We start from the raw sequence: 22,965 nt of genomic DNA on the forward strand, positions 1-22,965 counted from the left end.
TACACGGCTGACACGGCTGATTCGAAGCGACACTTTAACCGAACTTGCGCCGGCTGACGAAAATCGGTGCGGATCGCTCGCCGGGAGGTGCCGAGCGGCCGCATCGCGCATTCGGTAAAATGCGCTGCTATGAAAAACGAACGCTGGGCGCCGCATGTGACGGTCGCGGCCGTCATCGAGCGCGACGGCCGCTTTCTGATGGTCGAGGAGCGCACGGCGGACGGCCTGCGCATCAACCAGCCGGCTGGCCATCTCGAGGCTGGCGAGACGCTGCTTCAGGCGGCCATCCGGGAAACGCTCGAGGAAACGGCGCACACGTTCGCCCCGCAAGCGCTCGTCGGCGTCTATATGACGCATATCGACAAACCTGGCAGCGGCGCAACGTACCTGCGCTTCACGTTCTGCGGCACCTGCAGCGCCGAGCCAGCGCGGCGCGCGCTCGATGAAGGCATCGTGCGTGCGCTCTGGCTCACGCCCGAGGAGCTGCGTGCCTGTCGCGAGCGTCACCGGACGCCGCTCGTCTTGCGCTCGCTCGACGATTACCTCGCCGGCCAGCGCTTTGCGCTCGACCTTCTGCATACGCATTCGGTCGGACCGCCGGTCGCCGACGCGCCATGAACCCGATAGCAGTGAATTCGATGAGCAAGCAAAAAGTGGTGGTGGGTATGTCGGGCGGTGTCGATTCGTCGGTGACCGCCTGGCTCCTCAAGGAAGCCGGTTATGACGTCGTCGGCCTTTTCATGAAGAACTGGGAGGACGACGACGACAGCGAGTACTGCTCGACGCGGCAGGACTGGATCGACGTCGTCTCCGTCGCGGACCTGATCGGCATCGATGTCGAAGCCGTCAACTTCGCGGCGGAATACAAGGACCGCGTGTTCGCCGAATTCCTGCGCGAATATTCGGCCGGCCGCACGCCGAACCCCGACGTGCTCTGCAACGCGGAGATCAAGTTCAAGGCGTTTCTCGACCATGCCATGTCGCTCGGCGCCGAGACGATCGCGACGGGCCACTACGCGCGTGTGCGCGAAGCCGATGGCCGCTTCGAGCTGCTCAAGGCGAAAGATCACACCAAAGACCAATCCTATTTTCTGCACCGCCTCGATCAGGCGCAGTTGTCGAAGACGCTGTTTCCGCTCGGCGACACCCCCAAAACGCAGGTGCGCGCGATCGCCGAGCAAATCGGGCTGCCCAATGCGAAGAAAAAGGATTCGACCGGTATCTGTTTTATCGGCGAGCGGCCGTTCCGCGAGTTTCTGAACCGCTATCTGCCTACGCGGCCGGGACCGATGATGACGCCCGAGCGTGTCGTCGTCGGCGAGCACATCGGTCTGGCCTTCTATACGTTCGGACAGCGCAAGGGAATCGGCCTCGGCGGCAGCAAGAGCGGCAGCGGCGAGCCATGGTTCGTCGCCGGCAAGGACATGGCGACGAACACGCTTTACGTCGTGCAGGGCCACGATCATCCGTGGCTGCTCTCGGAGACGCTCGTCGCGGGCAATACGAGTTGGGTGGCAGGCGCCGCGCCCGACGATGGCGCGCGGCTCGGCGCCAAAACGCGCTACCGGCAAGCCGACGCCCCATGCACGTTCAGCGTCCAAGGCGGGCCGCAACAGTTCTCGCTTGGCTTCGATACCCCTCAGTGGGCCGTGACGCCGGGCCAGTCGGCGGTGCTCTACGACGGCGATGTCTGCCTGGGCGGCGGCATCATCGAACAGGCCGCGGCCACGGCGTCGATCGCCACCGATATCGCAACAAGTACGACGAGCGCCGCATAAACGCCGCCCGCATTGAACTGATGCAGCGAACGAACGATCAGAAAGCCGATACCGCGGCCCGGGACAAGGCATTCGGCGAGCACGGCCGCGGCGAGTGCAAGTTGGCACCGCAGGCGTAAGCGCGACGACGTTCGAAGCGACCCGCGCGCATCGGCCATGGCTGTCGCGAACACGGCCAGCGCGGCGAACACAGCCTTGGGCACCCATCCGCTTGCGCCGCTCAGCCCCATCGCGAGCGCCGCGGCAATGCCGATACCGACGGCGGGCTGCGCGATGCCGGTCCCGAGCCGCAGTATCCGGCCGCGCATCGAATCCGCCGGACAAGCTGCAACAGCCAGCGCGGCAGCCAACGAGCCGCCCGCCACCCCGGCGGCCGTCTCGCCGAGCGTCAGGCCGATGTGTACGGCCAATGGGCCGCGCGACGTTGCGCCATGCCACCAGTCGAAAAGCTGATACGCAATGACGGACGGCTGCGAGACGAAGAACGGGTCGACGAGACCGCGCCGCGCGGCGAACTCCCACGCAAGCACGAGCAGACCGAGAAGTATGAGGAAAGCGAGCACCGCACCGGCCATCCCCCGCCCGCTCAGCGCAGGAGCGTGCCGAGCCGCGGCCAGATCGGTGCGCTCGGGCGAGCGCTCATCGTGCGGGGGCGCGTCGGGTAGATTCAAGCGGGAATCGTATCGATGAACGACTGCCGCTGCGAAAGCTTCGCGAAGTGCTTATCGAGATTCGAATGTTTTTCGCGCCAGCCAAGCTCCGGCATCCGGAAATCGAGGTAGCCGAGTGCGCAACCGACCGCCACATCGGCAAGCGAAAAATGATTGTTTGCGCACCACGGCTTGCCGGCGAGCCCTTGCGACATGGCACCCAGCGCTTCGTCGATCTTGCGTCGCTGGCGTGCGACCCACCCTTCGCTGCGCCGCGCCTCTTCACGCTGCGTGGCCTCGAGGCGGATCAGGACGCCGGCATCGAGTACGCCGTCAGCCAGCGCCTCCCAGCAGCGGACTTCGACGCGCTCCCGGCCCGATTGCGGAATGAGCCGGCCAACCGGCGACAGCGTATCGACATACTCGCAAATGACGCGGGAATCGAACACGGCCTCACCGTCCTCCATGAGGAGGCAAGGAACCTTGCCGAGCGGATTGAACGTATGAATAGTCGTCTCGGGTGCCCAGACGTCTTCGAGCACCAGTTGGTAGTCGATCTTCTTTTCGGCCAGCACGATGCGTGCTTTGCGCACATACGGGCTGGCCAGCGAACCGATTAGTTTCATCATCTGCGTTTCTCAGGTGTGCGACGGAGAGTATAACGTTGCCAACGATCATAACGGCGGACAGCGTTGCGGGGATATCGGCCCGATCGGCCAGGCCGGCGCCTGTCGGCGGAATGCAACACACCGGCTGACGCGCGCGCCGCGCCGCGCCGGCGCCACGCCATCGAGCCGCCGTTTGGGCGCTACAATCTCACGATGAATCCACCGACCGATCCCCCCCTCGCCGTTGCCGTCTACCGCGAACGCCGTGAGCGCCTGCTGGCTGCCCTGCGCGCGGCCGGCGGCGGTGTCGCCGTCGTACGGACGGCGCCGGAACTCGCGCGCAACCGCGATACCGACTACCCGTACCGGCACGACAGCTACTTCTACTACCTCACCGGCTTCACCGAACCGCAGGCGTTCATCGTGCTCGACGCGGAGGCTCGCGACGACGAGCCGGCCAGTCTGCTTTTCTGCCGCCCCAAGAACGCCGAGCGCGAAACCTGGGAAGGCTTTCACTTCGGCCCCGAGGCCGCGCGCGACGCGTTCGGCTTCGATGCGGCATTTTCCGTCGACGAAATCGATACCGAGCTGCCGCGCCTGATCGCCGACGCGCCGGCGCTGCATTACCTGTTCGCGCAATCGGGCGAACTCGACGGCAAAATTCGCGGATGGCTCGACGCCGTGCGCTCGCAAAGCCGCAGCGGCATCGCCGCGCCCGTGGCGCTCGTCGATCTCACGCCGAAACTCGACGACATGCGGCTCTTCAAGGATCCGCACGAGGTCGCGATCATGCGCCGCGCCGCGCAGATCTCGGCCGAAGCCCACCGGCGCGCGATGTCCGTATGCCGGCCCGGCATGACCGAGTACGAGCTCGAGGCGGAGCTGCTCTATACCTTCCGGCGCCGCGGCGCGCAGGGCCCCGCCTATGGCTCGATCGTCGCGGCGGGCGCCAACGCCTGCGTGCTTCACTACCCGGCCGGCAATGCGGTGTTGCGCGACGACGAACTCGTGCTGATCGACGCAGCGTGCGAGCTCGACGGCTACGCCTCCGACATCACACGCACGTTTCCCGCGAACGGGCGGTTCTCCTCGCCGCAGCGGGAGCTCTATGACATCGTGCTCGCCGCGCAGCAGGCCGCCATCGATACGACGCGCCCGGGCGTGAGCTTCGAGGCCCCGCATGACGCCGCCGTACGCGTACTCGCGCAGGGGCTGCTCGATACCGGCATCATTGCGCGCGAGCGCTTCTCGTCGGTCGACGACGTCATTGCCGAGCGCGCCTATGCGCGCTTTTATATGCACCGCACCGGGCACTGGCTCGGCATGGACGTGCACGATTGCGGCGATTACCGCGACCGCGGCGCCCCGCGCGATGCGCAAGGCGCCTTGCCGTGGCGCACGCTCGCGGCCTCGATGACGCTCACGATCGAGCCGGGTCTCTATATCCGCGCGGCCGAGGATGTGCCCGAGCGCTACTGGGACATCGGCATACGGATCGAGGACGATGCGGTCGTGACCGAGACCGGCTGCGAGCTGCTGTCGCGAGACGTGCCCGTGCAAGCCGACGAAATCGAGGCACTCATGCTTGCCTCGCGGACCGCTCAGCCATGACAGCGCAATCGACGACAAACGGACCGACCGGATCGGCAGATTCGGCCGAATCTGCCGAAGCGGCCCAAGCCGCGCGCGAGGCGGGCGATCCTGACTTCGACGTGGCGATCGTCGGCGCGGGCCCCGTCGGCCTTGCGCTCGCCGCCTGGCTTGCCCGGCGCAGTGCAAGTGCCGGACTCGCCGTCGCGCTCGTCGACGCACGGGAGCCGGAGGATGCGACAAACGACCCGCGCGCCATCGCCGTCTCGGAAGGCTCCCGCATGTTGCTGGAGCCGCTCGGAGCGTGGCCGGCCGACGCCCATCCGATCGAGCGCATCCACGTTTCGGAGCGCGGACGCTTCGGTCGCACGCTGATCGAGCGCGACGAGCACGGCCTCGCCGCACTCGGTTATGTCGTTCGGTACGGGTCGCTCGTGCAGACGCTCGCCCGGACCGTGCGGCGCACCGCCGTAGACTGGTTCACGTCCACCTCCGCACTGCCGCCGCGTAACGAGCCGGGCGACGACGCGCTGACGCTGCCGCTCGAAACCGGAGCCGTGCGGCGCACGGTGCGCGCGCGCATCGTCGTCAACGCCGAAGGCGGCCTCTTCGGCGAGGTGCGCACCGGCGAGGGGGAGAGCGAGGGCGAGACCCACAGCCCGGACGGCGCGGCAGGCTCGACCGAGGTCGCCCGCCGCACGATGCGCGACTATCGACAAACCGCGCTCGTCGGCGTCGTGAGCGTCGCCACACCGCAGCCGGATACAGCCTGGGAGCGCTTCACCGGCGAAGGGCCGATCGCTCTTTTACCGATGGGCGGGGTCGGACAGGCCGATTACGCGCTCGTCTGGTGCATGTCGCCCGATGAGGCCACCCGTCGCGCCGGATTGGCCGATGCCGAGTTGCTCGACGAGCTCGGGCGCGCGTTCGGCTCGCGCATGGGCCGCTTCGAGGCGATACGGGGCCGTGCCGCTTTCCCGCTCGGTCTCGCCGCGGCAAAGACGCTCGTCGATGGCCGCATCGCGGCGATCGGCAACGCCGCGCAGACGCTTCACCCCGTCGCGGGCCAAGGCCTCAATCTGGGGCTGCGCGACGCGCACGCGCTGGCCGACGCGCTCGCGCGGCTCGGGCCCGTGCCGGATGCGCTCGCCGCGTTCGCCAAGGCACGCCGGCTCGACAGAACGCTCACGATCGGCGCCACCGATACGCTTGCGCGCCTGTTCACGGCCGATCTCGGGCCGCTGTCGCCGCTACGCGGCCTCGCGCTGACGGCGCTCGAATTCCTGCCGCCCGCCAAGACCGCGCTCGCGCGACAGATGATGTTCGGCCAGCGCCAGTAGCTTGCGAAACGAGGGCTGCGCCGGGGCCCACCCGCGGGGCTGACCGTTAACGCGGTAAAATGCCCGTTTCCCTTGTCGCCAGCCTGCGTCCGCGCCGCGTCACGAGCCCGGACAGCCGTTCCATCATGCCAACCCTCGGCCCTCACACTCTGCGCAACAATCTGTTCGTCGCTCCGATGGCGGGCGTCACGGACCGGCCGTTTCGGCAGCTCTGCAAGCGCCTGGGCGCCGGGTATGCCGTATCGGAAATGGTGGCTTCGAACGCTCAGCTCTGGAAAAGCGAAAAGACGATGCGCCGCGCCAATCATGCGGGCGAGGTCGAGCCGATCGCGGTGCAGATCGCGGGCGCCGACCCGGCCATGATGGCCGAGGCCGCTCGCTACAACGTGGCCAACGGCGCGCAGATCATCGATATCAACATGGGTTGCCCGGCGAAAAAGGTCTGCAATGTCGCCGCGGGCTCGGCGCTTTTGCAGGACGAGCCGCTCGTCGCCCGCATCGTCGAGGCGGTCGTGGCCGCCGTCGGCGTGGGGCCCAATGCCGTGCCCGTCACATTGAAGATCCGCACCGGCTGGGACCGCGAGCACAAGAACGCGCTCAATATCGCCCGCATCGCGGAGAACGCCGGCATCTCGATGCTGACCGTGCACGGCCGCACGCGCGCCGATCTCTATCACGGCGACGCCGAGTACGACACCATCGCCGCCGTGAAACGCGCAGCACGAATCCCCGTCGTGGCAAACGGCGACATCGATACGCCTGCGAAAGCGCAGGCCGTGCTCGCCGCCACCGGAGCCGATGCGATCATGATCGGCCGCGCGGCGCAGGGGCGCCCGTGGCTCTTTCGCGAAATCGAGCACTACCTGCGGCACGGCGAGCTGCTGCCGCCGCCGCGCATCGCGGAGATTCGCGAGGTGATGAACGAGCACCTCGAGGATCATTACGCGTTTTATGGCGAGTTCACCGGCGTGCGTACTGCGCGCAAGCATATCGGCTGGTACACTCGCGGCCTTCCTGGCGCCAATGCGTTCCGGCACAGGATGAACACGCTCGATACCACACGCGAACAACTGCTGGCCGTCAACGAATTTTTCGACGCGCAACTGGCTTTGTCCGACCGTCTCGTCTACGTGGAAGACGAAGCGGATACAAGCGGCGAGCCGAACCAGCCGAGACATCAAGAACCCATAGCAGCATGAGCAAACACAACATCGAACAATGCGTCCGCGACAGCCTGGGGCGGTACTTCCAGGATCTCGACGGCGCGAAAGCACACGACGTCTTCGACATGGTGATGTCGTGCGTCGAAAAACCGATGCTCGAGGTGGTGCTCGAGCAGGCCGGCGGCAATCAGTCGCTTGCCGCCGAATATCTCGGCATCAACCGCAATACGTTGCGCAAAAAGCTGCAACAGCACGGTCTGCTGTAGTCGCGCCGCCCTCGTCCCTTTTCGGTATTGGTTTCCATCATGATCAAGCAAGCGCTCATCTCCGTTTCCGACAAGTCCGGCATCGTCGAATTCGCCCAATCGCTCTCGGCGCTCGGCGTCAAGATTCTGTCGACGGGCGGCACGGCCAAGCTGCTCGCCGAGGCGGGCCTCGCCGTGACCGAAGTGGCCGACTACACCGGGTTTCCCGAAATGCTCGACGGCCGCGTCAAAACGCTGCACCCGAAAGTGCACGGCGGCATTCTCGCGCGCCGGGACGTGCCGGAGCATATGGCCGCGCTCGAGGCGCACGGGATTCCGACGATCGATCTGCTCGTCGTCAATCTCTATCCGTTCGTCGCAACGGTTTCGAAAGACCAATGCACGCTCGAAGACGCCATCGAGAACATCGATATCGGCGGTCCGACGATGCTGCGCTCGGCCGCCAAGAATCATCGCGACGTGACGGTTATCGTCGATCCGGCCGACTATTCGGCGGTGCTCGATGAAATGCGGGCGAACGGCAACACGGTCGGCTACAAGACGAACTTCCGCCTGGCGACGAAGGTCTTCGCGCACACGGCGCAGTACGACGGCGCGATCACGAACTATCTGACGAGCTTGACCGAGGCGCTCCAGCATAGCTCGCGCAACGCGTATCCGGTCACGCTGAACCTCGCCTTCGAGAAAGTGCAGGACCTGCGCTATGGCGAGAATCCGCATCAGAGCGCGGCGTTCTACCGGGACTTGTCGGCGCCGGCCGGTGCGCTCGCGGCCTATCGGCAGTTGCAAGGCAAGGAGCTCTCGTACAACAACATCGCCGATGCCGACGCGGCGTGGGAGTGCGTGAAGACGTTCGATGCAAGCGCCTGCGTGATCGTCAAGCATGCGAATCCCTGCGGCGTCGCCATCGGGGCCGATCCGCTCGAAGCCTACTCGAAGGCGTTCAAGACCGATCCGACTTCGGCTTTCGGCGGCATCATCGCGTTCAACCGCGAGCTCGACGAGGCTGCGGCTCAAGCCGTGGCCAAGCAGTTCGTCGAAGTGCTGATCGCACCGTCGTTCACGGAGGGCGCCAAGGCAGTCTTTGCGGCCAAACAGAATGTGCGTTTGCTCGAGATCGCTCTGGGCGCCGGGCAGAACACGTTCGATTTCAAGCGCGTCGGCGGCGGGCTGCTCGTGCAATCGCCCGATGCGAAGAACGTCTCGTCGCGCGAATTGCGCGTCGTGACCAAGCGTCATCCGACACCGCAGGAAATGGACGATTTGCTCTTCGCCTGGCGCGTCGCGAAATACGTGAAGTCGAACGCGATCGTCTTTTGCGCCAAGGGTATGACGCTCGGCGTCGGCGCGGGCCAGATGAGCCGGGTGGATTCGGCCCGGATCGCGAGCATCAAGGCGCAAAACGCGGGGCTCACGCTCGCGGGCTCGGCCGTGGCGTCCGATGCGTTCTTCCCGTTCCGCGATGGCCTCGATGTCGTCGTGGCCGCGGGCGCGACCTGCGTGATTCAACCGGGCGGCTCGATGCGCGATGACGAAGTCGTCGCCGCCGCGGACGAGCACAACATCGCCATGATCATGACGGGCGTGCGGCACTTCCGGCACTGATCGCCGATTGCATGTCGCGGGCGCCCGCATCGATGGGCGCCCGTTGCGTGTGCAACGTTTTCATCAAAGACATTCGAGCCACGGACCGACACCCTCTCATTGAATCGGTCAGAACGCTGGCCCGGCGCACATGATCGTCCCAATAGCTGCACCGCTTTTCGCCTCTCCTCACACCGCTTCGCCCTCGCTCGCGTTTTGATACGTGCGCCCTCGATGCGCACGCCTGCCACGTCGCGCCGCCGTTCTCCTCTTCGCCCACCTCCATGCGCCCAATGTGCGCAACGCGATAATCGTCACCACTTCAGCGCGAGAGCCGCACACGGCACGCACTGAGCAACTGCAAGGCGCTTCGATCACATGAAGTCGTCAGCCATTGCGGCGACCACTCGATCGTCGAGCCGGTGACCAAAGAGAAGAACCTCCCAAGGAGACGTGTATGTCAACGCCCACTCTTTCGCCCACGACGGCACCGAGCGTCCCGCATGCGCAGCATCCGGCAGCGGACCGGCAGACTGCCGCCCCCGCCGCTGACGATGTCAATCGGGAGAACGCCTCCCGCCTGCGAGGCGGCAGGCTGCGCGGGCTGTTTCGGATGGATCGCAAACCGCAGCCGGTCGACGTCAAGCGAAAACTGGATGAGCACGTCGAGCGGACATTCGCAGGCAACGACGATCGAACGAGTCGCCGCCGGTTTCGCGCAGCGGCCGAGGACGCTCGCCAGCGCCCGAGCACTCACGATCCGATGACCGACCGGGAGTCGGCACGCGCTGAGATCGAGTCGATGTTCGAGGGCGTCAGCCATCAATTCGTCGATCAGTTGCTCGACAGACGCGAAAACAGCGACATCCCTGTCTACGGTCATGCGCCGCGCTACGCGCAGGCGATCGTGTTGGCCACCGCGCTCGCCCAGGCAACGGGCGGCGATGCAGAACGTGCGCGGGATGTCATGAATGCCTGGAATCTTCAAGCGGAGGGCGACCCGTCGCGATTCCCAGCAACGGTTCAAGCCGACGATCTGGCGGCCCAGTGTCTGCTCGCAAAAACCGAGCTGGGTTGGGATGTGCTGACGGCGCTCGCCCCATCGCGCTTTGTCCGCCTGAGCGATACGGACGACGAGCGTCGGCGGATGTCGACCACGCTCAGAGCGTGCGCACATCTGCTCGACAATCTGCCGTTCGGCGATGAGGCGTTTGAGCGCCCGCGAGATCTCAATGACGCCCTCATGCTCGCCCAGGAGATCGTTGATTGTGCCCTGCCCGAACCCGATGCCGACAAACCGCGGCCCGGCACCAGCGAGGCGCTGGGCTTCGAGCGCAATGTCATCGCGGCGCGCGCGTTGATGGGCTCGTGCTCCACCAGCCCTACCCGGAAGGAACGTGAGGCGATTCTGCTCTTCAAGCCACAAGGGGGCGAGCGCGACGCCAGAAATCTGTCGATGATGCGGCACCGGGTGAACCAGATATTCAGCGACACCAACGAAAAACGCGGTTTCTTCGGGCGCATGCCGACGATGAACCAGCGTCTGATGGACACGCTGGCCAAGCGGACCATGAGCGATTTAGTCGGGCATCTGGACGAGGCACTCGCCCCGCCGATGAGATGGGAAAACGGCCTGCTCGTGCGCGACACCGACTTCGTCCCGGAATTGACCGATGACCGCGTCCGTCAAGCGCTGCACTTCACCGCATTGAAAGCGTTCATCAACCGCGTGGATCACCGTACACGGCGCGCTTCGATCGATCTGAAAAGAGGGGAGTTCAACGATTTGCTCGATGCGACCGCGCGCAGGCTGCAAATCACGCCGCGGGAGCTGAGCCGCCACCCGGCATGGCAACAGGCGCACGGCGAATGCAGGCAACTGAACGTCGACAAACTGCGTGCATGGATGCGGGAAGCCGGCGTCGATCCCGCCACGTCCGACATGGGCAAGCACCTGCGGACGCTCGAAAACATGCAGCTAGGCAAAGCAAGCAACGCTCGAGGGGTGCGCGAGCTCGTCGATACGATGCGCCCCGGCACCTCCATCGCGTTCACGAGCCGAGGTGCACAGGGGCCGAATATCACGTACTGGGCGACGGTCGCTCCCGAGGCGTTGAGGCATAAATGGGGGCATCCGACCGTCACGCCGTTGCCGACAGGCTCTCGCATTCGCGGCCGCGGCGCCGCCATGATTCTCTCGGGGGACGAAGGTCCTGACGGCGCACATATCGACATCGACATCGGCACGATGGATCGCAAGTCATGGACACTTCTCGCCGGCGCTGTGGGGCAGATTCACTCCGAGAGCCCGAGCGCCGCGTCCGAGAATTTCTGGTGGCAAGTGTTCGAATATGGTTTTCACGGCTCTCACGAAACGTCGGAGGGCGTCAAGCTTCGCATCGCGGCCGACACGTTCGATGAGGCAAAGGCCTTGGCATGCAAGGTCGTCGATGCGCTATCCGGCGTGACCGCTTCCGAGGATAGCGACGAGGACCTTGGCGGGTGGGACAATCTCGTTGACGAGCATTTCGACAACGACCACATCAGCGTCCATCATCAAACGCGCGAAGACACGGAAAGGGCGCGTATCGCGCAGACCATGACGGTGCTCGGCGTAAACACCCCGTTCGGAGGCAACCTCGCCATTCCGAAGAACGCGTGGGTTGTGGGGGGCGTCAACAGCTGGTGGAACGCGTTCGCCGTGCAACTCTCGCGGACCAAAGGAACTCTCACGAGCCGAATCCGCGGGGCGGACAATGTCTCGCGAAGCGAGAACCGCCGCGAACAGCATATAACGCTCGGTGGGCTCACCTATCCGCAACCGAGCCTCACACCGCCCATTCACGACGTGACGGGGATGGGCCTCGGTGCGTGGTGGATCCCAATGAAACGGTTCGTAAAAGGACTCGAGAGCGGAGAGGCGACGCTGTACCTCCCGCCCCCGGGCTCCAACGGTACACCGTATCAAGAATGGGTCATGACCGAGCTCGAGTACATCGAATGGCAAACGGAACTCTGGGGCGCCTCTTCGCCTACGCCGCCAGAACACATGCGCAACCACATACTGCCCGATCGCCCCGCGGGCGCGCGCGGGGATCTCAAAGTCGTCGTGCGGCGCTATGTGAAGCCCGAAGCCGCGGGCGAGTTGAACGCCCGCTTCGACAGGATTGCCACAATGAACGGCAACCCCGCCGCGGGGCCGGCGATTCAGCGTGAGATGGACAGCGCGGGCGCGAAGCTGCTGGACGAATCCACTTGGGGCGAAAACATGGTGGTGTCATACCAGTACACCAATCAGCACGAAAATGTGAGCGGGATGCCACCGATCGCGTACCAGAAACAGCACTTCGTCGGCACCGTCGAGCGCGATCGTCAACACGTGCTCGGCCGAACGGGCGGACGCAATACGCTCGTCGGCACTCGCGTGCCCGAAATGTACGTGCCGGACGCCGAAAACCAGCGGATCTTCAAAGCCAATAAGCCGACCCGATTCGCACCCGCAGATCCCAACGTGCGTCAATCGCCGATGCAGCAGCAGATCCGCGAAATCTTCGCGAACTTTCCGCAGGAATGGATGCCGGTCGAGCCTGTGGTCATGCCGAGTCACAAGCAGATCTATGGGCAGCTCTTTCACTTGGTGCAGAGGCGCTCCCGTCTCTACCCGATAGGCACGCCCATCGGCGATGCGCTCCACGACTATCTGGGTACGTCCGACAGCATGGCCGTGGTCGACTGCGACCCCCGGCGCCCTGCGGCCGAGATCATGGCGGATTTCGAGCGGTCGCGGCGAGAATACGCAATCAAAAACATCGCGCAGGGACAAGCTATCCCGGACGATCTCGATACGTTGGGAGACGAGTTCTGGAAGGACTTCGACGTTGCGGACTTCTTCAAGGCGAACTTCTATCCGCCGCGTCGACCGCTTGCCGACAGAAAGCCCGAAGGGCCGATCAACTCACTGAAAGACCACGTCCTCGCGTTTCGCAAGATCAACAAGCTCGATATGTCGGAAGCGACGTTGCGGCCGGGTTCATCCGCAATTCCGGTTCCGGAGGTTGCGGACGTACCGTCAAATCGCTTCAGTACACCGTTCCAATGGGACCAGTTGCTGGCATCGGCGGGCCAACTGGCCGACGGAGACCTGGCGAGCGTCCGGCGTACGCTCATCAACAAAGCGCACATCATCAGGACGACCGGAATCGATGACAACGCCTACGCGACGCACTACACCGGACGTCAGCAGCCGGAGACGTTCGCGATCATCGCGGGGATGTATGCCGACCACGTCGGCAATGACGACATCCTGGTGGAGTTTCTGCCCGAACTGATGGGCGAGTGGTACAACAGAATGCGCGGTGCGGAGAGCCTGATGCCCGGGACCATCTTCAACGGTGTCGCAATGAAACCCGACGGCAAGATCATCAACGGTTTGATCGACTATGCGACGCCCTCGGGATCGCGCCCCGAAGGCGATCTCGAAGACACTGAGATCGCAGACGAGGAACTCGCGCGGGTCGGAATCAATCCTGCATTCGTGTTCGGCGAGAACCGCGATAGCGCGGCCATCGGTACCGATTTCAGCCGGGCGCAGCGCAACCCGGTCGATGGCCGCCGCGAACTGAGCTATTCCGCGCCGCTGACTGAAAATGCCCATGTGCTCCAGTCCGAGCGCGTCCTGGTAAGGGCGCTGCGTGCAGCCGGTCATGACGAAATGGCGGACATGCTGCAGAAGTTCGCCGATCAGCGCGAGCTCGCAATGCAGGAAACCTTCCTCGCGCCTCGTACGGATATCACGCTCGAGCCGAAGCCCGGCACGCGTCCGCCGATGATGGTCGGGTCGTACTACCGGCTCAGAGAAGGCGAGCTGCATCCACTGCTGTCGGCCGAGGTCGCCAACGCACTCTGGGCCGGCGTCGTGCCGCCGCAAGACATCGAATGGATCGTCGGGGCTTTGGACTCGCTCACCACCGGGGACGGTCTCATGGCCACCGCCGATGTGGATAGCCACGAGCAGTGGGATGGCCTCAATTTCTGGGCGATGCACGCTTACAAGGCGGTCGAAGGCCTGATCGCGAACGGTCATCCAGAGCGTGCGGAACGAATCGCGTTGGGCTTCGTGAAAAATGCCCGCGCGGCACTCGTCAATTACGGCATCACGGCCGAGAAGTACAACCCCAATGGCGAGCTGGGCCGCGGCGGCGAATATCCGGTTGAACCGAACATGACGATGACCAATGAAACGCTTGCCTATTTCGCATGGCGGTTCAAGAGCTGCAAGGAGGTCTACGAGCAACCGGTGGAGCAGACGGTGGCGGCCTGACAACACGTGTCCTCGCACTCGGGATGTATCGGAGCGTTGCGCCTGTAGGCGGGAAGTGCCGTTCGTTGTAGTATCGCAGGCACTTCCCCACCTGAATCTCATGAGAATCCTCGGCATCGATCCCGGCCTGCGCGTCACGGGCTTCGGCATCATCGATCAAACCGGCCAACGGCTCACTTACGTGACGAGCGGCGTCATCCGCACGGCCGATGCGGATCTGCCGTCCCGTCTTCGCACGATTTTCGACGGCATCTCCACGCTGATCCGCCAGCACACCCCGGACCAGTCGGCCATCGAAAAAGTCTTCGTGAACGTCAATCCGCAATCGACGCTGCTGCTTGGGCAAGCGCGTGGCGCGGCGATCTGCGGTCTCGTGTCCGGCGGCGTGCCCGTTGCCGAATATACGGCGCTGCAGCTCAAGCAAGCCGTCGTCGGATACGGCCGTGCGACGAAAGAACAAATGCAGCAGATGGTTGGACGCCTGCTCGATCTGCCCGGCCTGCCGGGCACCGACGCGGCGGACGCGCTCGGCATGGCCATCTGCCACGCCCACGGTGGAAGTGCGCTCGGCGCCCTCGCCGATATCGCCCCCGGGCTCGCGAAAAAAGGATTGCGCGTGCGGCGCGGGCGACTCGTCGGCTGACACGCAAGGCCAGCGGCCGGCTCGCGACACCTCGGCATACGCTACACTCGCGCATTGCCTTTCCACTCGCCTCAGACATGATCGGTCGAATCGCCGGCACCCTGCTTGAAAAGAACCCGCCTCACCTGCTCGTCGATTGCAACGGCGTGGGCTATGAGATCGACGTGCCGATGAGCACGTTTTACAACCTCCCGTCGACCGGCGAAAAGGTCGTGCTGCTTACACAGCTGATCGTGCGCGAAGACGCGCACCTCCTCTACGGCTTCGGCACGGCCCAGGAGCGCACCACATTCCGCGAGTTGCTCAAGATCAGCGGCATCGGCGCGCGCATGGCGCTGGCAGTGCTCTCCGGCATGAGCGTTCAGGAGCTCTCCCAGGCCGTGACGCTGCAAGACGCCGCGCGTCTCACGCGCGTGCCCGGCATCGGCAAGAAAACGGCCGAGCGCCTGCTGCTCGAACTCAAGGGCAAGCTCGGCGCCGATCTGGGCGCGGCCGCCGCGGCCGTGTCCCCTTCCGATCACGCGAGCGATATCCTCAACGCCCTGCTTGCGCTCGGCTATTCCGAAAAAGAAGCGCTCGCCGCCATCAAGAACGTTCCGGCCGGCACCGGGGTGTCGGAAGGGATCAAGCTCGCGCTCAAGGCGCTCTCGAAGGGTTAACGGGCACCCCGGCCCAGCGGCGCCGCGCGCGGTACAATGGCGCGCATGATCGAAACCGACAAGCTCGCCACCGAGCGCATCATCTCCGCGGCCCCCTCTTCCTCGCACGAGGAAGCGTTCGAGCGCGCGCTGCGTCCGCGCCAGCTCGAAGAGTACGTCGGCCAGGAAAAAGTGCGCGGCCAGCTCGAAATCTTCATCGAGGCGGCCAAGCGCCGCTCCGAGTCCCTCGATCACGTCCTGCTGTTCGGCCCCCCGGGCCTCGGGAAAACGACACTCGCGCACATCATCGCCCGCGAAATGGGGGTCAATCTGAGGCAAACGTCCGGGCCCGTGCTCGAGCGTGCCGGCGATCTCGCCGCGCTGCTCACGAATCTCGAAGCCAACGACGTCCTGTTCATCGACGAAATCCATCGCCTTTCGCCCGTCGTTGAAGAAATTCTCTATCCCGCGCTCGAGGATTACCAGATCGACATCATGATCGGCGAGGGTCCGGCCGCGCGCAGCGTGAAACTCGATCTCCAGCCGTTCACGCTCGTCGGCGCGACGACGCGCGCCGGCATGCTGACCAATCCGCTGCGCGATCGCTTCGGCATCGTCGCGCGCCTGGAGTTCTATAACGCCGAGGAGCTCGCGCGCATCGTCGTGCGCTCGGCATCGCTGCTCGGCGCGCAGATCCATCGCGACGGCGCGTACGAGATCGCGCGCCGCTCGCGCGGCACGCCGCGCATCGCGAACCGGCTGTTGCGCCGCGTGCGCGATTACGCCGAAGTGAAGGCCGACGGCAATATCACGGCGCGCGTGGCCGATGCGGCCCTTGCCATGCTCGATGTCGACGCCGTCGGCTTCGATCTGATGGACCGCAAGCTGCTCGAGGCCATCCTGCACAAGTTCGACGGCGGCCCCGTCGGCGTCGACAATCTGGCTGCCGCCATCGGCGAGGAGCGCGATACGATCGAAGACGTCCTCGAGCCGTATCTGATCCAGCAAGGCTATTTGCAGCGCACACCGCGCGGGCGCGTGGCGACTTTGGCGGCGTACCGCCATTTCGGCCTGGCCACCCCCGACGCGGCCAGCACCGTGCGCAGCCTCTGGGATAACGACGCCTCCTGAGGCGCAAGCGTCGAGCGCACGCGTCGGGCAGGCCTCATTTCAACGGTTCCCCAGCTCTCCATGTCAGATAGCGCCGGCAAAGCCCCTCGTCCGAGCATGGCATGGCGCGATGCGCTCGGCGCCCGAGTGCGCGCGAAGATCGTCCGGGGCATCACTCATCTGACGACAGGCAGCGGCCCGACGCTCGATTTCTCGTCGCCGCCCGGCGACCCGGGCCTCTTCGGCCCCGATGCGGTCTGCTGGCAAGTGCATGCCGATTTCACGGCGATGATGGTGGGTGGCATCTCGGCGTTGATGCTGCAGGCCCTCCATCCGCTCGCGTTAGCCGGTGTCTGGGACCATTCCACGTTTCGCACCGACATGCTCGGCCGCCTGCGCCGCACGGCCACGTTCATCTCGGGCACGACGTTCGGCAACCGCGCCGACGCGCTCGCGCTTATCGAACGCGTCAAACGCATCCATCTTGCCGTCAGCGGTACCGCTCCGGACGGGCGGCCTTACCGCGCCAGCGATCCCGGGTTGCTGACATGGGTCCACGTGGCGGAGGTCTCGAGCTTCATGGCTGCCCATCTGCGCTACGTCAATCCCGCGCTGTCGATCGGTGAGCAGGATCGCTATTACGCCGAGATGGCCATGATCGCGCAACTGCTGGGTGCCGAGGATGTGCCGCGCTCCCGGGCGGAAGTGGCGACCTATCTCGCCACCATGCGGCCCGCGCTCGAGGCAGGGCCGCGCGTGCACGAAGTCGTTGCGGTGCTCGCCCATGCCGCCCCGAAAGGACGCTTGATGCGGCCCGCCGGCGCGTTGGTGTTCCGCGCGGGCGTCGATTCGTTACCCCGCTGGGCGCAGGACTTGATCGGTTTTTCGGCGCCGGCGCGGTATGCGGGCAAGCTGGCACGCCAAGGCGTACGGATCATCGCGCCCGCGATGCGCTGGGCGCTCGTCAATGGGGCATCGAAGCGCGCACGCCGGCGCGTGGCTGCGCAAGTGTGAACGGCATGACGGCGGTAATGGCGCCACCGCGACCAAGCTCAACGCTCGCGTCGATGATGCTCCGTATCGCCTACTTGCGGTCGACGCCTTTCGCCACCGCCAAGCCGTCGTCGGCGCTCGCGCTTTCGAGATGCGCGACATCGCCCCATTCGACGATCGAGGCGCGGCCGGCTTCGTCCCACTGCACGCTGTTGAGACTCGCATTGAGCAACGGATAGTCGCGCGGCGCATCGAGCGCCAGCCCGCGAGCACAGCGATAAACGCAATCGAGCACGCCACCGTGCGTCACGCAGACGATGCGGCCGTTCGGATGCTCCGCCGCGATTTGCGCGACGGTGTGCAGCACCCGGTGATAGAACACGCGTGGCGACTCGCCGCCTTCGGGCGCAAAGCCTGGATCGCGCGTCTGCCAGACCGCGTAGGCATCGGGGAACCGGTCCGCGATCTCATCGCTGTCATGTCCCTGAAAGACGCCGTAGGCGCGCTCGCGCAGCCCTGGTTGTAGCTTCAGCGACAAGCCGAGCGCGGCCACCGTCGGCTCGGCCGTTTGCCGCGCGCGCATCAAGTCGCTCGCATAGATGGCATCGACCCCGCGGCCGGCGCCGGCTTCGCGCGCCATCCGCGCCGCAATTCGGCGCGCCTGCTCGAGCCCAGTCTCGTTCAGCGGGATATCGATGTGGCCCTGGATGCGCTTGATGCGATTCCAGTCCGTCTCGCCGTGGCGGATGAAAACGATGCGGGTTGGCATGATCGAAATACGTATGGACGGTCAGGTCAGACCCGGACCGTTCGGATCAGTTACGGGCGCGCAGCCAGAACGTGACGGGACCGTCGTTGACGAGCGAGACCTGCATCTCGGCACCGAACTCGCCGGTTTCGACGAGCGGGTGACGCGCCCGCGCCGCAGCAACGAAATAGTCGAACAGACGCCGCCCATCCTCGGGCGGCGCGGCCGGCGTGAAGCTCGGACGCAGGCCGCTGTCCGTATCGGCCGCCAGCGTGAATTGCGAAACGAGCAGCAACGCGCCGGCACGCCCTGCGCCGTCGATATTCGAAAGCGGCAGATTCATTTTGCCGGCCGCATCGCCGAACACGCGATAGCCCAGCACCTTGGCGACGAGTTTGTCGGCCACGGCTTCGCTGTCGCCGCGCTCGGCGCAAACGAGCGCGAGCAGTCCCGGGCCGATCTCGCCTGTTACGCGCGTGCCGACGCGCACTTGCGCCTGGGTCACCCGCTGGATCAAAGCGATCACGAGCCCCCCTCTGTCACGCGGTCAGCGTGATGCGCGCGAAGCGCCGCTTGCCGACCTGCACGACATATTCACCGGCGTCGACCTTGAGCCCTTTGTCCGTCACCGTCGTGCCGTCGATCCTGACGCCGGCTTGGTCGATGTTGCGCAGCGCCTCGCTCGTCGACGGCACGAGGCCCGCCTGTTTGAGCAATTGGCCGATGCCGAGCGGAGCGCCGGCAAGCGTCACCGATGGGATGTCATCGGGCACCCCGCCGCGCGCGCGGTGATTGAAGTCCTCGAGCGCACGCTCGGCGTCGGCCTGCGAATGAAAGCGCGCCACGACCTCCTGCGCGAGCAGCACTTTGAAGTCGCGCGGATTGCGGCCTTCCTGCGCCTCGCGGGCGAAGCGTGCAATCTCGTCAACGCTGCGAAACGACAGCAACTCGAAGTAGCGCCACATGAGCGTATCCGAGATGCTCATCAGCTTGCCGAACATGTCAGCCGGCTTCTCACTGATGCCGACGTAATTGTTCTTCGACTTCGACATCTTGTCGACGCCGTCCAGTCCCTCGAGCAGCGGCATCGTCAGAATGCACTGCTGCTCTTGTCCATACTGCTTCTGCAGCTCGCGGCCAACGAGCAGGTTGAACTTCTGATCCGTGCCGCCGAGTTCAAGATCGGCATTCAGCGCGACCGAGTCGTAACCCTGCATCAGCGGATAGAGGAATTCGTGGATGGAGATCGGCACGCCACCCTGGAACCGCTTCGTGAAGTCCTCGCGTTCGAGAATGCGCGCGACGGTATAGCGCGACGCCAGCTTGATCATGCCGTCGGCGCCGAGCGGCATCGACCATTCGCTGTTGAAGCGGATCTCCGTCTTCTCGCGATCGAGCACCAGCGCGGCCTGATCGAAATAAGTCTTCGCATTCGATTCGATCTGCTCGCGAGTGAGCGGCGGTCGCGTGGCGTTGCGTCCCGAAGGATCGCCGATGAGCGAGGTGAAGTCGCCGATCAAAAAGATGACGGTGTGCCCGAGATCCTGAAGCTGACGCATCTTGTTCAGCACGACCGTATGGCCGATATGAATATCCGGTGCGGTCGGGTCGAGCCCGAGCTTGATGCGCAGCGGCTTGCCCGTCGCGGCACTTCGCGCCAGCTTCTGCACGAACTCCTCTTCGATCAGCAGTTCGTCGGCGCCGCGCTTGGCGACAGCGAGCGCGTGAAGGACCTCGTCCGTGACTGGAAACTTCGAGGCGGGTTGGGCAGTGGAGTCGGTGCTCATCGGAAAGTCGCGTGCTGGGACGTTGCAAAAGCCGTAATTGTCCCATATTCGTGCCGCGGCGCGGCCAAACGGCATGGCGGCGTCACGCCACCGGTAGCCTGATCCGGAATATGCTGCCGTGCTTCGGTGCGGACTCGAGTTCGATCACGCCGCCGTTGGCTTGCACTGCCCATTGCGCGATTGCGAGGCCGAGCCCCGTGCCGCCCGTCGCGCGCGAGCGGTCCGGCTCGACGCGATAAAACCGTTCGAAAACATGAGCCTGATGTTCGGGCGCAATCCCGGGTCCGGTGTCGGCCACCTCGACGACGACTTCGCCCGCGCGCGACGCAACACGTGCCTCGATCGCACCACCGGCAGGGGTATAGCGAATCGCATTGGCAAGGAGGTTGTAGACGGCTTGCTTGAGCGTCGCCTCGTCCACCGTCGCAAGGACCCCCGGCGCATTGGCGCAAACCAGCACCTGCCGCTTCTCTTCCGCCAGCACCGCCAGACTATCTATCGAGTGCGCAACGAGCGCACTCACATCGGTCACCGTCCGCTCCAGCGGCAATGCACCATCCTGCGCCCGCGTCAGCAAAAGCAGCCCATCCAGCAATTGCACGAGGCGGTCGACCTCTTCAAGCATGCTGCCGATCGCATCGGCGTGACGCACGCCGTCCCCCGGATGCTGCAACGCATTTTCACCCACGCTCCGTATGACCGTAAGCGGCGTGCGCAACTCATGCGAAGCATCCGCCGTGAAACGGCGCATCCGCTCGAACGCGCCTTCGAGTCGCGAAAGCGTGTCGTTGAACGCCACCGCAAGCTGTCCGAACTCATCATCGCGATCGTAGACAGGCAGGCGCTCCGACAAGTTCTCCGCACCGATGTCTCGCGCGCGACGCGCCATCTGAGCCACCGGCGCAATCGCATGCCCCGCCAGCCAATAACCGCCCGCAAGGCTCGCGAGCAATGCAGCCGGAAAACCGATCCAGATGAGGAGTGTCAGCTTGCGCCCGATCGCATAGGTCTGCTCGACATCTTGCGCCACGGCGACCGTGTAAGGTCCGCCCGGCGTACCGGTCTTCGCTTCGTGTAGGAAGTAGTGTCTGCCATTGCTGCCTTGCACGATTCGATCGGACTGACCGCTCCCACCCAGCAATCCGGCCGGAAACACCTCCCGCCAGGCAGCGGTCACACGCTCCCCGCGCTGAGCCGATGCAGTGCCGAACAGTCTCACGCCGCCAGGCCCCCGTGCGACCGACGCGTCGCCCGGCCACTGGTCGCCCGCTTCGTCGATGAGTGCCTTGACGTACGCGACATCGCGATCGGCCTGTGTCCGCAACAGCAACATGCTGCTCGTGCGCACGAACAGGTACACGCAGGTCGAGAGCGTCAGGCAAATCAACGTCAGCGTAATCGCGTACCAAAGCGTGAGCCGCCAGCGGACACGCCCGTGCATCGATCCCGTCATGGATGCGCACGCAAAACGAAGCCGATGCCGCGCACGGTATGTACGAGCGGTACCCCGAAACCCGTGTCGATCTTCTTGCGCAACCGCGCGATGTGAACATCGATCACGTTGTCGAGCGGCATCACGCGCGCGACCTCGTGCCAGATGTCGCGCACGATCATGGCGCGCGTCACCGTGGTGCCCCGATGGCGCAGCAGGAATTCGAGGATTTCGAACTCCTTCGCGGTTAGCTCGACGGCCTGTCCCGCCCGCGATACCGCACGCGCGACAAGATCCATTTCGAGGTCCGCGCATCGGAGCCGCAATACGGTCTCGGCGCCGCCACGCCGAAGCATTGCGCGAACACGAGCAAGCAGCTCCGGAAGCGCGAACGGTTTCACGAGATAGTCGTCGGCACCGCTGTCCAAGCCTCGCACGCGATCCTCGACTGAATCGCGCGCCGTAATGATGATGACTGGCGGCGCCGCATCGCGCGCGCGCATCGCAGATAGAATCTCGATCCCACCTCGCCCAGGCAACATCAAATCGAGCACGACGAGATCGAAGGGCTCGCCACTGAGCAGAAAGAAACCCTCTTCCCCCGTGGTCGCCACACGCACGTCGTACCGCGCAAGCGTCAAACTCTCCTCGATCACGCGGGCAAGCTTCGCTTCGTCTTCAATGACAAGGATCTTCATTTGGGAGCGGCAATACCCGCGGCTGGAGGCTGGCTCGCGCATTCTATACCGATGTGCGCGGGCTTCCTTTCTGAAGTTTTCTTCATGAAAAGTTCAGTTGCGCAGGCAAAGCTGCCTTTCTACGATGCTCCGCGTCGACGCTGCGTACCGCCTTTCCACGGCCTCGCACCCCGGCTTCCCTTCAACACGAATACGGTACCTCCATATGAAATTTGCTCTTCGAAGCATCTTGGCCTTCACGCTGCTCGTTTCGAGCCTCTTCGCTTTCGCCGGCGAGCAAGCATTCGACCGGACGACGTTCGACACATTGCGCGCCGCCGGCAAACCCGTCGTCGTCCATGTGCATGCCCCCTGGTGCCCTGTCTGCAAGAAGCAGGCGGAGGTGATTTCCTCGCTCGAATCCGATGCGCGGTTCAAGAACGTCACTGTGATGCGCGTCGATTTCGACACCGAAAAGGACGTGCAGCGGACACTGGATGTCAAGGCACGCAGCACCCTCGTCGCGTTCAAGGGCAACACCGAGGTCGGCCGCTCCACCGGTGAAACGAATCGGGACAGGATCGCAGCGCTATTTTCAAAGACCCTTCCCTAGGTCAGGCCCCACCCGGTACGCGCCC

At 64.8% G+C, this 22,965-nt stretch carries 20 protein-coding genes; 13 read left to right on the top strand and 7 right to left on the bottom strand.

What is annotated here, in order from left to right; all coding sequences use genetic code 11:
- The first annotated feature begins 129 nt into the window (after window positions 1-129).
- Entirely contained in the window at window positions 130-618 is a 489-nt protein-coding gene (locus tag VGL01_RS16090) for an NUDIX hydrolase (protein ID WP_331571008.1), read from the top strand.
- A 20-nt stretch (window positions 619-638) separates the two neighbouring features.
- Window positions 639-1,778 (top strand): tRNA 2-thiouridine(34) synthase MnmA, encoded by a 1,140-nt coding sequence (mnmA, locus tag VGL01_RS16095; protein WP_331571010.1) that lies wholly within the window; start codon window positions 639-641, stop codon window positions 1,776-1,778.
- Here mnmA and VGL01_RS16100 read toward each other — a convergent pair.
- Window positions 1,676-2,449, bottom strand: a complete 774-nt coding sequence (locus VGL01_RS16100) for a hypothetical protein (RefSeq protein ID WP_331571012.1) — start codon at window positions 2,447-2,449, stop codon at window positions 1,676-1,678. The genes mnmA and VGL01_RS16100 overlap by 103 nt on opposite strands.
- Window positions 2,446-3,057 (bottom strand): glutathione S-transferase family protein, encoded by a 612-nt coding sequence (locus VGL01_RS16105; RefSeq protein ID WP_331571014.1) that lies wholly within the window; start codon window positions 3,055-3,057, stop codon window positions 2,446-2,448. The genes VGL01_RS16100 and VGL01_RS16105 overlap by 4 nt, the downstream gene beginning before the upstream one ends.
- Before the next feature lie 192 nt (window positions 3,058-3,249).
- Between VGL01_RS16105 and VGL01_RS16110 the strand changes: the two genes are divergently transcribed.
- The 10 genes from VGL01_RS16110 (at window position 3,250) to VGL01_RS16155 (ending at window position 17,704) form a co-directional block, all read left to right on the top strand.
- Window positions 3,250-4,647 carry an aminopeptidase P N-terminal domain-containing protein gene (locus VGL01_RS16110; RefSeq protein WP_331571016.1) on the top strand — a complete coding sequence of 466 codons (1,398 nt, stop codon included), beginning with the start codon at window positions 3,250-3,252 and terminating at the stop codon, window positions 4,645-4,647.
- The gene (locus tag VGL01_RS16115) at window positions 4,644-5,966 is read left to right on the top strand and encodes a UbiH/UbiF/VisC/COQ6 family ubiquinone biosynthesis hydroxylase (RefSeq protein WP_331571018.1); all 1,323 of its coding nucleotides are present in this window, start codon (window positions 4,644-4,646) and stop codon (window positions 5,964-5,966) included. The genes VGL01_RS16110 and VGL01_RS16115 overlap by 4 nt, the downstream gene beginning before the upstream one ends.
- Before the next feature lie 125 nt (window positions 5,967-6,091).
- Entirely contained in the window at window positions 6,092-7,165 is a 1,074-nt protein-coding gene (gene dusB, locus VGL01_RS16120; RefSeq protein ID WP_331571052.1) for a tRNA dihydrouridine synthase DusB, read from the top strand.
- Window positions 7,162-7,395, top strand: coding sequence for a Fis family transcriptional regulator (locus VGL01_RS16125; RefSeq protein ID WP_173255266.1), 234 nt, complete (start codon window positions 7,162-7,164; stop codon window positions 7,393-7,395). Before dusB ends, VGL01_RS16125 begins: the two co-directional genes overlap by 4 nt.
- Before the next feature lie 39 nt (window positions 7,396-7,434).
- On the top strand, window positions 7,435-9,000 hold the full coding sequence (purH, locus tag VGL01_RS16130; protein WP_331571020.1) for a bifunctional phosphoribosylaminoimidazolecarboxamide formyltransferase/IMP cyclohydrolase: 1,566 nt from the start codon (window positions 7,435-7,437) through the stop codon (window positions 8,998-9,000).
- Between the two features lie 436 nt (window positions 9,001-9,436).
- The gene (locus VGL01_RS16135) at window positions 9,437-14,299 is read left to right on the top strand and encodes a trehalase family glycosidase (RefSeq protein WP_331571022.1); all 4,863 of its coding nucleotides are present in this window, start codon (window positions 9,437-9,439) and stop codon (window positions 14,297-14,299) included.
- 100 nt (window positions 14,300-14,399) lie between these two features.
- Window positions 14,400-14,942 carry a crossover junction endodeoxyribonuclease RuvC gene (ruvC, locus tag VGL01_RS16140; protein ID WP_331571024.1) on the top strand — a complete coding sequence of 181 codons (543 nt, stop codon included), beginning with the start codon at window positions 14,400-14,402 and terminating at the stop codon, window positions 14,940-14,942.
- A gap of 77 nt (window positions 14,943-15,019) precedes the next feature.
- Window positions 15,020-15,601 carry a Holliday junction branch migration protein RuvA gene (gene ruvA, locus VGL01_RS16145; protein WP_331571026.1) on the top strand — a complete coding sequence of 194 codons (582 nt, stop codon included), beginning with the start codon at window positions 15,020-15,022 and terminating at the stop codon, window positions 15,599-15,601.
- Between the two features lie 45 nt (window positions 15,602-15,646).
- Window positions 15,647-16,711: a Holliday junction branch migration DNA helicase RuvB gene (ruvB, locus tag VGL01_RS16150; RefSeq protein WP_331571028.1), complete on the top strand. Its 1,065-nt coding sequence runs from the start codon at window positions 15,647-15,649 to the stop codon at window positions 16,709-16,711.
- 96 nt (window positions 16,712-16,807) lie between these two features.
- Window positions 16,808-17,704, top strand: a complete 897-nt coding sequence (locus tag VGL01_RS16155) for an oxygenase MpaB family protein (protein ID WP_331571054.1) — start codon at window positions 16,808-16,810, stop codon at window positions 17,702-17,704.
- A 70-nt stretch (window positions 17,705-17,774) separates the two neighbouring features.
- Here the strand turns inward: VGL01_RS16155 and VGL01_RS16160 are convergent, their stop codons facing one another.
- The 5 genes from VGL01_RS16160 to VGL01_RS16180 form a co-directional block, all read right to left on the bottom strand.
- Window positions 17,775-18,452 (bottom strand): histidine phosphatase family protein, encoded by a 678-nt coding sequence (locus VGL01_RS16160; protein ID WP_414720278.1) that lies wholly within the window; start codon window positions 18,450-18,452, stop codon window positions 17,775-17,777.
- Between the two features lie 46 nt (window positions 18,453-18,498).
- On the bottom strand, window positions 18,499-18,957 hold the full coding sequence (gene dtd, locus VGL01_RS16165; protein ID WP_331571030.1) for a D-aminoacyl-tRNA deacylase: 459 nt from the start codon (window positions 18,955-18,957) through the stop codon (window positions 18,499-18,501).
- 13 nt (window positions 18,958-18,970) lie between these two features.
- Window positions 18,971-20,218, bottom strand: coding sequence for a tyrosine--tRNA ligase (gene tyrS / locus VGL01_RS16170; protein WP_331571032.1), 1,248 nt, complete (start codon window positions 20,216-20,218; stop codon window positions 18,971-18,973).
- 82 nt (window positions 20,219-20,300) lie between these two features.
- Complete coding sequence (locus tag VGL01_RS16175; protein WP_331571034.1) at window positions 20,301-21,671, bottom strand: sensor histidine kinase; 1,371 nt, start codon at window positions 21,669-21,671, stop codon at window positions 20,301-20,303.
- A complete protein-coding gene (locus VGL01_RS16180) occupies window positions 21,668-22,348 on the bottom strand; it encodes a response regulator transcription factor (protein WP_331571036.1) in 681 nt (226 codons plus the stop codon). The genes VGL01_RS16175 and VGL01_RS16180 overlap by 4 nt, the downstream gene beginning before the upstream one ends.
- A gap of 205 nt (window positions 22,349-22,553) precedes the next feature.
- On the opposite strand from VGL01_RS16180, the gene VGL01_RS16185 reads away from it, so the two are divergent.
- The gene (locus tag VGL01_RS16185) at window positions 22,554-22,940 is read left to right on the top strand and encodes a thioredoxin family protein (RefSeq protein WP_331571038.1); all 387 of its coding nucleotides are present in this window, start codon (window positions 22,554-22,556) and stop codon (window positions 22,938-22,940) included.
- The last annotated feature ends 25 nt before the right edge of the window (window positions 22,941-22,965 follow it).

The sequence above is a fragment of the Trinickia sp. genome, assembly GCF_036503415.1.
Taxonomy (GTDB): domain Bacteria; phylum Pseudomonadota; class Gammaproteobacteria; order Burkholderiales; family Burkholderiaceae; genus Trinickia.

Bases quoted from the DNA above. Each gene is read 5' to 3' on its own strand.
- VGL01_RS16090 (WP_331571008.1), top strand. From the start codon at position 130: ATGAAAAACGAACGCTGGGCGCCGCATGTGACGGTCGCGGCCGTCATC.
- mnmA (WP_331571010.1), top strand. From the start codon at position 639: ATGAGCAAGCAAAAAGTGGTGGTGGGTATGTCGGGCGGTGTCGATTCG.
- VGL01_RS16105 (WP_331571014.1), bottom strand. From the start codon at position 3,057: ATGATGAAACTAATCGGTTCGCTGGCCAGCCCGTATGTGCGCAAAGCA.
- VGL01_RS16110 (WP_331571016.1), top strand. From the start codon at position 3,250: ATGAATCCACCGACCGATCCCCCCCTCGCCGTTGCCGTCTACCGCGAA.
- VGL01_RS16115 (WP_331571018.1), top strand. From the start codon at position 4,644: ATGACAGCGCAATCGACGACAAACGGACCGACCGGATCGGCAGATTCG.
- dusB (WP_331571052.1), top strand. From the start codon at position 6,092: ATGCCAACCCTCGGCCCTCACACTCTGCGCAACAATCTGTTCGTCGCT.
- VGL01_RS16125 (WP_173255266.1), top strand. From the start codon at position 7,162: ATGAGCAAACACAACATCGAACAATGCGTCCGCGACAGCCTGGGGCGG.
- purH (WP_331571020.1), top strand. From the start codon at position 7,435: ATGATCAAGCAAGCGCTCATCTCCGTTTCCGACAAGTCCGGCATCGTC.
- VGL01_RS16135 (WP_331571022.1), top strand. From the start codon at position 9,437: ATGTCAACGCCCACTCTTTCGCCCACGACGGCACCGAGCGTCCCGCAT.
- ruvC (WP_331571024.1), top strand. From the start codon at position 14,400: ATGAGAATCCTCGGCATCGATCCCGGCCTGCGCGTCACGGGCTTCGGC.
- ruvA (WP_331571026.1), top strand. From the start codon at position 15,020: ATGATCGGTCGAATCGCCGGCACCCTGCTTGAAAAGAACCCGCCTCAC.
- ruvB (WP_331571028.1), top strand. From the start codon at position 15,647: ATGATCGAAACCGACAAGCTCGCCACCGAGCGCATCATCTCCGCGGCC.
- VGL01_RS16155 (WP_331571054.1), top strand. From the start codon at position 16,808: ATGGCATGGCGCGATGCGCTCGGCGCCCGAGTGCGCGCGAAGATCGTC.
- VGL01_RS16160 (WP_414720278.1), bottom strand. From the start codon at position 18,452: ATGCCAACCCGCATCGTTTTCATCCGCCACGGCGAGACGGACTGGAAT.
- tyrS (WP_331571032.1), bottom strand. From the start codon at position 20,218: ATGAGCACCGACTCCACTGCCCAACCCGCCTCGAAGTTTCCAGTCACG.
- VGL01_RS16175 (WP_331571034.1), bottom strand. From the start codon at position 21,671: ATGACGGGATCGATGCACGGGCGTGTCCGCTGGCGGCTCACGCTTTGG.
- VGL01_RS16180 (WP_331571036.1), bottom strand. From the start codon at position 22,348: ATGAAGATCCTTGTCATTGAAGACGAAGCGAAGCTTGCCCGCGTGATC.
- VGL01_RS16185 (WP_331571038.1), top strand. From the start codon at position 22,554: ATGAAATTTGCTCTTCGAAGCATCTTGGCCTTCACGCTGCTCGTTTCG.